Annotated in this window: 9 protein-coding genes; 3 read left to right on the top strand and 6 right to left on the bottom strand. The window is 73.7% G+C overall.

The genetic code is table 11. The features are described from left to right. Positions 1-18: 18 nt before the first annotated feature. Positions 19-750: an META domain-containing protein gene (locus DOO78_RS27115; RefSeq protein WP_165838964.1), complete on the bottom strand. Its 732-nt coding sequence runs from the start codon at positions 748-750 to the stop codon at positions 19-21. Positions 751-921: 171 nt separating this feature from the next. On the opposite strand from DOO78_RS27115, the gene DOO78_RS18210 reads away from it, so the two are divergent. The 3 genes from DOO78_RS18210 (at position 922) to DOO78_RS18220 (ending at position 5,932) form a co-directional block, all read left to right on the top strand. Next, on the top strand, positions 922-2,421 hold the full coding sequence (locus DOO78_RS18210; RefSeq protein WP_111471299.1) for a flavin-containing monooxygenase: 1,500 nt from the start codon (positions 922-924) through the stop codon (positions 2,419-2,421). Positions 2,422-2,524: 103 nt separating this feature from the next. Next, entirely contained in the window at positions 2,525-5,398 is a 2,874-nt protein-coding gene (locus DOO78_RS18215; RefSeq protein ID WP_111471300.1) for an ATP-dependent DNA helicase, read from the top strand. A 117-nt stretch (positions 5,399-5,515) separates the two neighbouring features. Further along, positions 5,516-5,932 carry a tellurite resistance TerB family protein gene (locus tag DOO78_RS18220; RefSeq protein ID WP_111471301.1) on the top strand — a complete coding sequence of 139 codons (417 nt, stop codon included), beginning with the start codon at positions 5,516-5,518 and terminating at the stop codon, positions 5,930-5,932. 73 nt (positions 5,933-6,005) lie between these two features. Here the strand turns inward: DOO78_RS18220 and DOO78_RS18225 are convergent, their stop codons facing one another. The 5 genes from DOO78_RS18225 to DOO78_RS18245 all read right to left on the bottom strand — a co-directional run bounded on the left by DOO78_RS18225 (position 6,006) and on the right by DOO78_RS18245 (position 12,579). Then, positions 6,006-6,587: a cyclase dehydrase gene (locus DOO78_RS18225; protein ID WP_207802960.1), complete on the bottom strand. Its 582-nt coding sequence runs from the start codon at positions 6,585-6,587 to the stop codon at positions 6,006-6,008. Positions 6,588-6,598: 11 nt separating this feature from the next. Further along, on the bottom strand, positions 6,599-7,768 hold the full coding sequence (locus DOO78_RS18230; RefSeq protein WP_111471302.1) for a zinc-dependent alcohol dehydrogenase: 1,170 nt from the start codon (positions 7,766-7,768) through the stop codon (positions 6,599-6,601). A gap of 96 nt (positions 7,769-7,864) precedes the next feature. Next, the gene (locus DOO78_RS18235; RefSeq protein ID WP_111471303.1) at positions 7,865-8,839 is read right to left on the bottom strand and encodes a cation diffusion facilitator family transporter; all 975 of its coding nucleotides are present in this window, start codon (positions 8,837-8,839) and stop codon (positions 7,865-7,867) included. 192 nt (positions 8,840-9,031) lie between these two features. Continuing rightward, positions 9,032-9,826 (bottom strand): Bax inhibitor-1/YccA family protein, encoded by a 795-nt coding sequence (locus DOO78_RS18240; protein WP_111471304.1) that lies wholly within the window; start codon positions 9,824-9,826, stop codon positions 9,032-9,034. A 179-nt stretch (positions 9,827-10,005) separates the two neighbouring features. Next, positions 10,006-12,579, bottom strand: coding sequence for an ABC transporter permease (locus tag DOO78_RS18245; RefSeq protein ID WP_111471305.1), 2,574 nt, complete (start codon positions 12,577-12,579; stop codon positions 10,006-10,008). Positions 12,580-12,753: the final 174 nt, after the last annotated feature.

Here is a 12,753-nt window from a genome sequence, read left to right on the forward strand (position 1 = left end):
CGGGAGCCCAGGGCTCCCTCAGGGCCGGGCCAGGCGGACCAGCACATGGTTCCCGGCGTCCAGCAGCAGCAGCGCCTCGCCTTCCCGCCGCCAGCGCCGCACCGCGCCGAGGGCGTGCAGGAAACGCCCTTCCTGCGCATCGAGCGGCGGCGGGCAGGCCATCATGGTGGAGGCGAGGCCGGTGAGGGCGATCGACTCCCCCGCCAGCCGGTAGCCGCCGGCGATCCGGTTGCAGCCGGCGGTCCCGGCGACCCGGCCCTCCGGGGTGAAGGCCAGCCGGGCCGGGGGCTGCGGCGGCACGGCCCGACCCTCGATCTCGGCGACCACCCAATCGGGCCCGGTCAGGCCGGGCGCCGCGCTGGCGGCCCGGTGCAGGCGCAGCTCGACCGGCGCCTCCGATCCCGGCAGGGAGACCTCGCGGACCCCCTCGGTGCGGAACAGCGGCTGCCCCTCGACCTCGATGCTCGCCCGCAGCCCGTAGCGGTGGCGCGGCAGGAGGCGGGCCGGGTCATAGGGCAGGACGAAGCCGACCGGCACCTGGCCGGCGATCGGGAGGCGCACCGTGGCGATGGTCTCGGCCGGGGCGTCGGCGCGGGAGATGTCGAGCAGCGCCACCTCCAGCACCGCCCCGGGAGGCAGGGCCATCCGCTCCAGATAGGTGGCGCTGCCGCGGATCGCCGCCGTCTGCGCCCGGGCGGACTGGGCGAGCCCCGCGCCGGCCGCCAGCCCCAGGATGCCACGCCGCTTCATGACCGGACCCTCCCCGTCGTCGTCGCAGCGGGCAGCGATACAGCCCAAATGGCCGGGCGCAAGCCGGGAAGGGGCGCGCGTCCGCTGTGTTCCGCCGCGCTGCGGCGCGGTACACTCCCGCCCGGAGAGCGGCCGACGGCCGCCGCAAGAATGTCCAGGAGACGATAATTCATGTCCGAGGCAGCTACCTTCAGCCGATCCGGCGCCGGCGCGGCCGAGCATTTCGACGTGCTGATCGTCGGGGCCGGCATCTCGGGCGTGGGGGGCGCCTACCACCTGGCCACGCAGATGCCGGGGACCAGCTTCGTCGTGCTCGAGGCCGAGCCCACCTATGGCGGCACCTGGTGGACGCACAAATACCCCGGCATCCGCTCCGACAGCGACCTGCACACCTTCGGCTACCGCTTCAAGCCCTGGACCGGCACGCCGATCGCGACCGCCGATGAGATCCGCAAATACATGGGCGAGGTGATCGAGGAGAACGACCTCGGCCGCCACATCCGCTACAACCACCGCATCAGCAGCGCCAGCTGGTCGAGCGCCGAGAACCGCTGGACCATCGAGGCGACGCGCACCGATACCGGCGCGCCGGTGGTCATCAGCGCCAATTTCCTCTGGATGTGCCAGGGCTATTACCGGCATTCCGAGGGCTACACGCCGCAATGGCCCGGCATGGACCGCTTCCGCGGCACCATCGTGCATCCCGAGGCCTGGCCGGAGGGGCTGGACTACGCGGGCAAGCGGGTCGTCGTCATCGGCTCCGGCGCCACCGCCGCGACCATCGTGCCGAACATGCCCGAGGCGGCGCATGTCACCATGCTGCAGCGCTCGCCGACCTATTTCCGCACCGGCCGCAACGCCATCGAGCTGGCCGAGGAGCTGCGCGCCCTGCAGGTGGACGAGACCTGGATCCATGAGATCGTCCGCCGCAAGATCCTGCTGGAGCAGGCGAAGTTCACCGACCGCTGCTTCACCGAGCCGGAGCAGGTGAAGGAGGAGATGCTGGCCAACCTGCGCAGCATCCTCGGCCCCGACTACGACATCGCCACGCATTTCACCCCGAGCTACCGGCCCTGGCGGCAGCGCATCGCCTTCGTCCCGGATGCCGACCTGTTCCAGGCGGTGGCGGAGGGCCGCGCCTCGGTCGTCACCGACGAGATCGAGCATTTCGACGAGACCGGCCTTCAGCTCAAATCCGGCAGGCATCTGGAGGCGGACCTCATCGTCACCGCCACCGGCTTCAACCTCAACGTCCTCGGCGACATCGAATTCGCCATTGACGGCAAGCCGCTCGCCTTCCACGACACCGTTACCTATCGCGGCATGATGTTCACCGGCGTGCCGAATCTCTGCTGGGTCTTCGGCTATTTCCGGGCGAGCTGGACCTTGCGGGCGGATCTGGTCGGGGATTTCGTCTGCCGCCTGCTGAAGCACATGAAGGAAAAGGGCGCCCGGCGCGTCGAGGTGGCGCTGCGGCCGGAGGACCGCGACATGGCCATCCTGCCCTGGATCGATCCGGAGAACTTCAATCCCGGCTACCTGATGCGCGGCATGCACCTGCTGCCGAAGCGCGGCGAGAAGCGGGAATGGCAGCACACCCAGGATTACTGGCAGGAGAAGGACGAATTCCCGGCCATCGACCTGGACGGGGCGGAGTTCGTCTATCGCTGACCGGCCCCGCCCGCCCCCGCCGGGGCCGGCCCGGCCCGCCGGCGGGGTGACGGGCGGAACGGTGTTCGTGCCCGCGCCCGATCCGCTGTAGAGCAGGCGCGGCATGCCCCACCCGCCCCGCCTGCTCCTGCCCGACGCCCCGGCCCTGGTCGCGGCGCATGGGCGCGGCACCCTGCTGACCCCCGAGGGGGAGTTGCTCGAATTGCCGGCATCCGGGCTGCGGCGGGCGCTGGAGGACATGGGGCCGCCGCTGCTGGTGCATGGGCCGGCCACGGCCCGCCGGCTCGACCTGCCGCGCTTCGACGCGGCCTTCGACCTGCTGGAGCTCTTCGCCTTCTGCCTGCCGGCGCGCCCGGCGGCGCCGACCGCGCGCGGCCTGGCGCTCGCCCTCGAGCTCGAGGCGCCGGCGAGCGACGCCGCGGCCGCCGCGCTGCTGCCGGAGATGGCGACCCTGCTGCTGCGCCGCCTCGCCGCCGGCCGCGGCCTGCCGCTGAACCGCGATGCCGCGATCCTCGCGGCGCAGATGCGGCAGGCGGCGGGCTGGCCCTGGGCCGAGGCGGTGCTGGCGGCGCTGGGGGAGCCGGAGGCGAAACCCTCGCTCGACCCCTACAAGGTCTGGCGCCGCCTGCCGGACTGGGAGGATCCCGGCCCCGCCCCGCCGCCGGCGAGCTTCGAGGTCTCCCCGGCCGAGGCGCGCGCCCGGCTCGGCGCCATCCTCGGCGAGGGGGCGGAGCAGCGGCCGAGCCAGGGCGACTACGCCTCGGCCGCCGCCGGCGCCTTTGCCCCGCGCGAGGATCGCGGCGCGCCGCATCTGGTGCTCGCCGAGGCCGGCACCGGCACCGGCAAGACGCTCGGCTACATCGCCCCGGCCAGCCTCTGGGCCGAGCGCAACGGCGCCCCGGTCTGGATCTCCACCTACACCCGCAACCTGCAACGGCAGATCGACCAGGAGCTCGGCCGCCTCTATCCCGAGCCGGAGGAGCGCCGCCGCCGCGTCGTCGTCCGCAAGGGGCGGGAGAACTATCTCTGCCTGCTCAACATGGAGGAGATGCTCGGCCAGGCCACGCATCCCGACCTGGCGGTGCCGCTCGGCCTGGTCGCCCGCTGGGCGCTGGCGACGCGCGACGGCGACCTCATGGGCGGCGACTTCCCGGGCTGGATCGTGGAGCTGCACGGGCCGGCGGCGATCTGGCCGCTGGCCGACCGGCGCGGCGAATGCATCCGCTCCGCCTGCCCCCGCTACAAGCAGTGCTATGTCGAGCATTCCATCCGCCGCGCCCGCGGCGCCAGCCTCGTCGTCGCCAACCATGCGCTGGTGATGGTGCAGGCGGCGCTCGGCGGCGGCGAGGACGGCAAGCCGCTGCGCTACGTCTTCGACGAGGGCCACCACCTGTTCGATGCCGCGGATGCCGCCTTCAGCGCCGCCATCACCGGCGCCGAGACGGCCGAGCTGCGGCGCTGGCTGCTCGGCGCCGAGGGCGGCCGCAGCCGGGCCCGCGGGCTGCGGCGGCGGATCGAGGAGCTGGCCGGCGACATCCCCGAGCTGCTGCCGCCAATGGAGGCGGCGTTGCAGGCGGCGCGGGCGCTGCCCGGCCTCGGCTGGGTCACCCGGCTGTCGGAGGCGCCGCGCCCCAGGCCCGATCCGGCACCCGGCCCGGCGCCCGACCCGGCATTGGTGGAGAGCGATGCGGCGGGGGAGGCGGCCGCTCTGCCCGCCCTCTCCTCGGCGCGGGAACGGCCGGCCAATCCCACCGAGCAGTTTCTTCGCGCCGTCCGCCGGCAGGTGCTGGCGCGGGCGCCGGAGGAGGAGGGGCTCTACGACGCCGAATGCGACCTCCACCCGCTGGGCGAGGACATCCCGGACGCGGCCGAGGCGCTGGAGCGGGCGCTGAAGCGGATCGAGGAGCCGCTGGTCCTGCTGCGGGACCGCCTCGCCGCGCGGCTCGAGGACGAGGTGGAGGAGCTCGAGACCGGCGACCGCATCCGCATCGAGACCGCGGCCCGGGGCATCGAGCGCCGCGCCCTGATCCCGCTGCGCGCCTGGCAGGCCATGCTGCGCAGCCTGCGCGAGCCGCCCTCGGCCCCGGGGGAGCGCCGCACCTTCGTCGACTGGCTGGCGCTGACCCGGCGCGAGGGGCGGGAGGTGGATGCCGGCATGCACCGCCACTGGCTCGACCCCACCATGCCCTTCGCGCTGACCGTCGCGGCGCCGGCGCATGGGCTGCTCGTCACCTCGGCGACGCTGCGCGATGCCGGCCTCGCCGAGGCGCCCGAGGCGGCCTGGGCGGCGGCCGAGGCGCGCACCGGGGCGAGCCACCTGCCGGTGCCGGCGATCCGCGCCGCCGTGCCCTCGCCCTTCGACTATGCCGCCCGCACCCGCGCCTTCGTCGTCACCGATGTCGACAAGGCCCGCTCCGGCCAGGTGGCGGCGGCGATGCAGGCGCTGTTCCTCGCCGCCGGCGGCGGCGGGCTCGGCCTCTTCACCGCCATCCGCCGGCTGCGCGAGAGCTTCCACCGCATGGCCCCGGGCCTGGAGGCGCGCGGCATCCCGCTCTATGCCCAGCATGTCGATGCCATGGACAACGCGACCCTGGTCGATGTCTTCCGCGCCGAGGAGGATGCCTGCCTGCTGGGGACGGATGCGATGCGCGACGGCGTCGACGTGCCGGGACGCTCGCTGCGGCTGCTGGTCTTCGACCGGGTGCCCTGGCCGCGCCCCTCCATCCTGCACCGGGAGCGGCGGATCCACCTCTCCGGCGGCGACCCCAAGGCCTATGACGACGCGCTGGCCCGGCACCGGCTGCGCCAGGCCTTCGGCCGGCTGATCCGCCGCGCCGACGACCGCGGCGTCTTCGTCCTGCTCGACCGCTCCTGCCCCTCCCGCCTGCTGGCCGGGCTGCCGGAGGGGGTGCCGGTGCGGCGCACCGGCTTGGCCGAGGCGGTGGCCGAGACGCGGGACTTCCTGGCCCTGTCCTGACGGCATGACGATAGCTTTGGTTGACGGGCCCTGCCTCCCGCGCGAGAGCGGCAGCGGGGGGAGCAGGAGGGCATCGCGGCAGCCGCGGCGCGGCCAGCCCCCGAACAGCGAGGTCGCATGCCCATTACCCGATTCAACCCGCAGGAGGCGCTGGTCTGCGCCATGGTGCTGATGGCGGCCTCGGACCGGAACATGACCGATGCCGAGGTGGGGGCCATGTCCCGGCTGGTGCAGGAACTGCCGGTCTTCAGCGACTTCCATCCCTCGAACATCGCCAGCGTCACCGAGACCTGCCTCAATCTGCTGAAGCGCGAGGACGGGCTCGACCGTGCCATGGCCCTGATCGGCGACGCCCTGCCGCAGCGGCTGCGCGAGACCGCCTACCTGCTGGCCTGCGAGGTGGCCGCGGCGGATGGCGAGGCCTCGCAGGGCGAGCTGCAATTCCTCCAGGACCTGCGCATCGCCCTCGACCTCGACCGGCTGATCGCCGGGGCGATCGAGCGGGCGGCGAAGGCGCGCTACCAGGTCATCTGAGAGCAACGGCGCCCTCAGGCGCCGGGCGCGAACCTCCGGCTCGCCTGGCTGCGCGGCATAGGCCGCGGCGCCTTCAGGCGCCGCCGGTCCAGGGGCGGAGCGGCTCTGGGATGCGGAAATCCGCCGGCACCTCGAAATCCCGCGCCGCGCCGCGCATCTGCGCCGCCGGCCGCGGCATGCCGCGACGGTCGCCGTAGTCGCGATGCGCGAGCCGCCGCGCCTGCCGGCGTCGCGCCCCCATGGCCCGGCTGCACAGCAGGTCGAGCGCCGCGACCCCGGCGACCGCGGCAATGGCGAGGCCGATCCGCTGCCGTTGCCGGCCATGGCCGGCCAGGCCGACGGCGAGGGTGCCGAGATCGAGCGCGTCCCCGGCCACCCGGCCCCAGAGCCAGGGCGTCGGATCGCGGCTGGCGAGGATGCCGAGACCGGTGGCGATCTCCCGCGCGCCGTAGCTCTCGATCAGCCGCTCATGGCCGCGCAGGCCGAAGCCGCGGGTGAAGGCGTGCGGCGCCAGAATCTCGGCCAGGCCGAGGCCGAGGCTGAACCAGCCGAGCCCGCGCACCGTGGCGAGGGTGGCATCGCGCGGCGCCTGCCCGGCCCGCGCCTGGCGGGCCCGCCCGCCCATGGCCTGCCCGCTCATGGCCTGCCCGCTCATGGCCTGCCCGCTCATGGCCGGATCACCACCTTGATGCAGCTATCCTGCTTGTCGCGGAAGGTCTTGTACATCGCCGGCCCCTCGGCGAGGCCGATGCGGTGGGTGATGACGAAGGAGGGGTCGATCTGCCCCTGCTCGATCCGCCGCAGCAGGTCGTCGGTCCAGCGCTTCACATGGGTCTGGCCGGTGCGGATGGTCAGGCCCTTGTTCATCGCCATGCCGAACGGCACCTTGTCCAGCACCCCGCCATAGACGCCGGGCACCGAGAGCACGCCGGCTGGGCGGCAGACATACATCATCTCGCGCAGCACATGCGGCCGGTCGGTCTCCAGCATCACCGTCTGCTTCACCGCGTCGTAGATCGAATCGAGCGTCGCCGTGGCATGCGCCTCCATGCCGACGGCATCGATGCACTTCTCCGGCCCCTTGCCATGGGTCAGCTCGTTCAGCCGCTCGACCACGCTCTCGGCCGAGAAGTCGATTGGGATGGCGCCGCCGGCCTGGGCCATGGAGAGCCGCTCCGGCATGCGGTCGATGGCGATGACCTGGCGGGCGCCGAGCAGGACGGCGCTGCGGATCGCCATCTGGCCGACCGGGCCGCAGCCCCAGACCGCCACCGTGTCCTCCGGCTGGATGTCGCACTGCACGGCGGCCTGCCAGCCGGTCGGGAAGATGTCGGAGAGGAAGAGCACCTGCTCGTCGGTCAGGCTCTCCGGCACCTTGATATGGGTGCGGTCGGCGAAGGGCACGCGGAGATACTCCGCCTGGCCGCCCGGATAGCCGCCGGTCAGGTGGGTGTAGCCGAAGAGGCCGGCGGTGGTGTGGCCGAAGGCCTTGTCGCCGAGGCCCTTGTTGCGGTTGCTGCGCTCGCAGACGCTGAAATTGCCGCGCCGGCACTGCTCGCACTCGCCGCAGGTGATGGTGAAGGGGATCACCACCCGGTCGCCGCGCTTCAGCCCCTGGCAATCCGGCCCCACCTCCTCGACCACGCCCATGGTCTCGTGGCCCATGATGTCGCCCCGTTCCATGCCGGGGATGACGTTGTCGTAGAGATGCAGGTCGGAGCCGCAGATGGCGCAGCTGGTGACGCGGATGATGGCGTCCCGCGGCTGCTCGATCCGCGGATCGGGGACGCTGTCGCATCGGATGTCGTGCTTGCCGTGCCAGACCAGTGCGCGCATCGCCGCCCGTCTCCCTTGCCGATCGCCGTGTCCGGTGCCGAACGCGGCGGAGGCGGCCGGGTTAACCGGGAGCGGCGAAGGATCGGCGCTGGGGCGCTACAGCGTCTCCGCCGGCGCCAGCGCGCAGGGATGGGCCGGGTCGCCGGCCTCCACCTGCAGCGTGGCGTGGCCGATGCCGAAGCGCGCCTTGAGCTGCCGGCCGGTCTCGGCGAGGAAGCCGTCATCCGCCGCGCGGTCGGGCCGGACCAGATGCGCGGTCAGCGCCGTCTCGGTGGTCGAGAGCGCCCAGATATGCAGGTCGTGCACCGCCCGCACGCCGGGCTGCGCCCGCAGGAAGGCGGCGACCGCGGCGGGGTCGATGCCGGCCGGCACCGCATCCATGGCGAGATCGACCGAATCCCGCAGCAGCCCCCAGCTGCTCCAGAAGATGACGCCGGCGATGGCGAGGCCGAGCAGGGGATCGACCCAGAACCAGCCGGTGGCCTGGATCAGCAGGGCGCCGAGCACGACGCCGGCGGAGACGCCGGCATCCGCCACCATGTGCAGATAGGCGCCGCGGCGGTTGAGGTCCGCCTCGCGGCCGCGGGCGAAGAGCAGGGCGGTGCCGGCATTCACCAGGATGCCGGCGGCGGCGACCCAGAGCATGAAGCCGGTGGCCAGCGGCTCCGGCTGCAGCAGGCGCTGGATGGATTCGAGGGCGATCGCCCCGACCGCGACCAGCAGCAGCATGGCGTTGCCGAGGGCGGCGAGGATGGTGCCGCGGTGGAAGCCATAGGTGCGCCGCGCGCTCGGCAGCCGCCGGGTCAGCCGCGCCGCGACCCAGGCCAGCACCAGGCCGAGCACGTCGGAGAGGTTGTGCCCGGCATCGGCGAGCAGCGCCATGGAGCCGGCGAGGAAGCCGGCCGCGCCCTCGAGCAGGACGAAGCCGAGGTTGAGGGAGACGGCGAGGGCGAAGCCCCGCTCCTCCGGCCGCGGCCCGTGCTGGTGATGGGCATGGCCGTGCCCATGGTCATGCCCGTGGTCATGAGCATGCCCGTGGTCGTGGGCGTGCGGCGCGCGATCCTGCCCCATGGCCGACCTCAGCAGCGCCCCGGCGCGGCGCGGTGCGGCGGGCCAGGGAGCAGCGGGCCAGGGAGGCGAGACGGCAGGGTCGGTCGGGTGGTGGTCATGGGCGGGCCTCCTCCGCGGCCGAGCATAGCGCAAAAGGAAGGGCCCCGGAGGCTTCCCCCCGGGGCCCTGTTCAGGCCGTGCCGCGGCGGCGGCTCAGCTGTCGCTCTGCCGCACGCCCACGAGCTGCAGCAGCAGCGTGAAGAGGTTGATGAAGTTCAGGTAGAGGCCCAGCGCGTCCATCACGCTGCGCTTGCCCGCCTCGTCCGTGCCGGCGGCGTAGGAATACTCGATGTAGTCGGCCTTGATCCGCTGCGTGTCATAGGCGGTGAGGCCGAGGAAGACGACCACGCCGATGACGCTGATGGCGAATTGCAGCGCCGAACTCTGCATGAACATGTTGACCAGCCCGGCGATGATGATGCCGATCAGGCCCATGAGCATGAGGCTGCCCATCTTCGTCAGGTCGGCGCGCGTGGTGTAGCCGTAGAGGCTGACCGCCGCGTACATCGCCGCCGCGATGAAGAAGGTGCTGGCGATGGAGGCGCCGGTGTAGCGCCAGGCCAGGTTGCTCAGGCTCGCGCCCATGCAGACGCAGAAGGCCCAGAACAGGGCTTGCGCCGCCGTCTTGCTCAGTCGGTTGTAGCCGAAGCTCAAGACGAGCGTGAAGGCCAGCGGCGAGAGCGCGGCGACCCAGAACAGCAGCGTCGGCTGCACCACGAGCCGGCCCGAGGGCGTCCGACCGATGGTGTAGAACAGCTCCTGGATCGCCGGGATGCTCACCACCGCGAACGCCACGATTCCGGTGAGCAGCAGCCCCGAGGCCATCCAGTTGTAGACCCGGAGCATGTACGCCCGGAGCCCGGCATCGACGGCGGCCGCGTCGGCGGTCGCAGTGCGACCCCAGCCAGGCGCACCCGTCTGGTATCGATAGTCGGGTTGAAGGGCCATAGGTGTCTCAAGCCTCCCAAGGGGGGATATCCCGCAGCATGGTTATATGGAGAGTTTGTAACCCGTTTCAACGGGATTCCGCGCGAATCCCGCCACCGCCCCAGCCGGCGCGCGGTCCGCCGGCAAGGCGACTGTAGGCGTGTCGTTGGCATCCTGCATGTTGCGAAACGTGAAATCCACTATTCATTCCGCAACAACGGCCCGGGCTTCGCGCGCAAGGCGAGGACGGTGCCGATCTGCCCACAGGCCAGGGTGAGCAGCGTGCAGCCGAGCACCGTCGCCGCCAGGGTGCCGGGCAGCAGCGCCCAGTCGCCGCGCATCACCTGCGTCACCACCGCCCAGGCGGCGAGGCTGCCGGCCAGCGCCGCCAGCAGCCCGGCCACCAGCCCGATCAGCGCGTACTCCACCAGCCAGGCGGCGCGGATCTGCGCCCGCGTCGCCCCCAGCGTCTTCAGCACCACCGCGTCGCGCACCCGCTGCCGCTGTCCGGCGGCGACGGCCCCGGCCAGCACCAGCAGCCCGGCCAGCAGGGTGACGCCGCCGGTCGCCGACAGCGCGGTGCCGATCCGGCCCACCAGCGCCGCCACCGCCTCCAGCGCATCCCGCACCCGGATGCCGGAGATGTTGGGGAAGGCGTCGGTCAGCGCCCGCAGCACCGCCGCATCCTGCGCCGGGTCGCCGCGCAGCGTGGCGATGTTCGTGTGCGGCGCCGCCTCCAGCAGCCCCGGCGAGCCGACCAGGGTGAAGTTCATGCCAAGCCCGCGCCAGTCGACGGCGCGGAGGTTGGCCACCTGCAGCGGGATGTCCCGCCCGAGCACGTTGACGGTGATGCTGTCGCCGATCCCCACCCCCCAGCCGCGGGCGAGCCCGGCATCGAGCGAGAGCAGCGGCGGGCCGCGATAGTCCGGCGCCCACCACTGGCCCTCGACCAGCCGCGTCCCCTCGGGTGGCGTCGCGGCATAGGTGAGGCCGCGATCGCCGCGCAGCGCCCAGGCGCTCTCCTCGCTCACCGGCGCCCGCTCCGCCGGCACGCCCTTCAGCGCCACGATGCGGGCGCGGAGGCTCGGCACCTGCCGCACCTCGGTCACGCCCGGCAGGCCCCGCGCCAGCGCGGCGAAGCGCGGCGCCTGGTCGGGCTGGATATCGATGAAGAAGAAATTCGGTGCCCGCGCCGGCATCTCGGCGGCGAGCTGGCGGCGGAGATTGCCCTCGATCTGGGCGATGGCCGCGAGCGTCGTCAGCCCGATGCCGAGCGAGACGACCAGCAGCGCCGTCGGCGCCCCCGGCCGGTGCAGGTTGGCGAGGCCAAGCCGCCAGGCCGGCCGGCGCAGATGGCCGAGCCGCCGGGCCAACGCCGCCAGCCCCCAGGCGCCGGCGCGGAACAGCGCCAGCGCGGCGAGGGCGGCGGCGCAGAAGCCGAGGGCGAAGGCCCGGTCCTCGGCGGTGAGGACGATCAGCCCGACCAGCGCCGCCCCGGCGGCGAGGCTCAGCGCCAGCACGCCGCGCCCGGGCCAGGCGCCGTTGGGCTGCACCGCGTCGCGGAACAGCGCCGCCCCCGGGATGCGCGCCGCCCGGCCGAGCGGCCAGAGGGCGAAGGCCAGCGCGGTCAGCAGCCCGTAGAGGGCGGCGAGGGCAAGCGGCGCCGGATAGGGGGCGAGGCGCGGCGGCACCGGCAGGCTGCCGGCGAGCGCCTGCGCCGCCGCCCAGGTCAGCCCGTAGCCGGCCAGCAGCCCGATCAGGATGCCGATGCCGGCCAGCGCCAGCACCTGCAGCAGATAGGTGAGGAAGACGACCGGGGCGGGCGCGCCGAGGCAGCGCAGCGTGGCGATGGAGCGCGCCCGCGCCTGCAGCCAGCCATGCACCCCGGTGGCGACGCCGATGCCGCCGACCAGCAGCGCGGTGAGCCCGGCCAGGGTGAGGAAGGCGGCGGCGCGGTCGAGGAAGCGGTTCACCCCCGGCTCGGCCTGGTCGGCGGTGCGGATCCGCCAGCCCTCGCCGGGGAAGGCGGCCCGCAGCGCGGCGGCGAAGCGGGCGCGGGAGGCGCCCTCGGGCAGGCGGATGCGGAGATCGTGCTGCACCAGCGCGCCCGGTTGCAGCAGCCGGGTGCGCTCCAGCATCGCGGTGGTGATCAAGGCGCGCGGGCCGAACAAGGCCGGGCTGGTCGCCTTGTCCGGCTCGGCGAGGATGCGGGCGGCGAAGCGGAAGCCCGCCTCGCCGAGGCGCACCGTGTCGCCGGCCACGAGGCCGAGCCGCTCCGCCACCAGCGGGTCGAGGGCGACGCGCGGGGCGTTCATCGCCGCCTCCGCCGCCGGCCCGCCCTGGAGGATCGGCACCGCGCCCATCTCCTGCGCCGTGCCGAGGGGGATGGGCGGGTCGAGCAGCAGCGCGCCATAGAGGGGATAGGCGGCATCCACCGCCTTCAGCTCGACCAGCAGCCGCTCGCCCGAGGGGGCGACCAGCATGGAGCGGAGCGTCACCGCCTCGGAGACCCGGCCGCCGCGCGCCTCGATCCAGGCGCGCGCCTCGGGCGGGGCGGGGCGGTTGCCGCTGCGCAGCTCGACATCGCCGCCGAGCAGCCGGGCGCCATCCGCCGCCAGCCCGGCGGCGATGCCGGCGCGGAGCGTGCCGACGGCGGCGATGGCCGCGACGCCGAGGGCGAGGCAGGCGAGGACGATCCGGAGCGAGCGGAGGCCGCCGCGCAATTCGCGGCGGGCGAGGCGGAAGGCGAGGCGAAGCTGGCCGGCGGGGCCCAAGCGGGACGCTCCTGGTAAGGGGGGCCGCCCCCCGGATCCGCCACGCCGCGGGCGCCGGAAGGACGGCCTTGGGCAGGCAAACGCGGCGGGCCGAAGACGTTCCTGGCGAGATAAGGCTCTTGCGGCCCGATCCAAGGCCGGCAACACAGGCGCGAGATTCGCGTTACGCGGCGG

Source organism: Roseicella frigidaeris (genome assembly GCF_003258945.1).
GTDB classification, from domain to species: Bacteria; Pseudomonadota; Alphaproteobacteria; order Acetobacterales; family Acetobacteraceae; genus Paracraurococcus; species Paracraurococcus frigidaeris.

Coding starts and splice junctions, on each gene's coding strand:
- DOO78_RS27115 (WP_165838964.1), bottom strand. CDS start 750: ATGAAGCGGCGTGGCATCCTGGGGCTGGCGGCCGGCGCGGGGCTCGCC.
- DOO78_RS18210 (WP_111471299.1), top strand. CDS start 922: ATGTCCGAGGCAGCTACCTTCAGCCGATCCGGCGCCGGCGCGGCCGAG.
- DOO78_RS18215 (WP_111471300.1), top strand. CDS start 2,525: ATGCCCCACCCGCCCCGCCTGCTCCTGCCCGACGCCCCGGCCCTGGTC.
- DOO78_RS18220 (WP_111471301.1), top strand. CDS start 5,516: ATGCCCATTACCCGATTCAACCCGCAGGAGGCGCTGGTCTGCGCCATG.
- DOO78_RS18225 (WP_207802960.1), bottom strand. CDS start 6,587: ATGAGCGGGCAGGCCATGAGCGGGCAGGCCATGGGCGGGCGGGCCCGC.
- DOO78_RS18230 (WP_111471302.1), bottom strand. CDS start 7,768: ATGCGCGCACTGGTCTGGCACGGCAAGCACGACATCCGATGCGACAGC.
- DOO78_RS18235 (WP_111471303.1), bottom strand. CDS start 8,839: ATGGGGCAGGATCGCGCGCCGCACGCCCACGACCACGGGCATGCTCAT.
- DOO78_RS18240 (WP_111471304.1), bottom strand. CDS start 9,826: ATGGCCCTTCAACCCGACTATCGATACCAGACGGGTGCGCCTGGCTGG.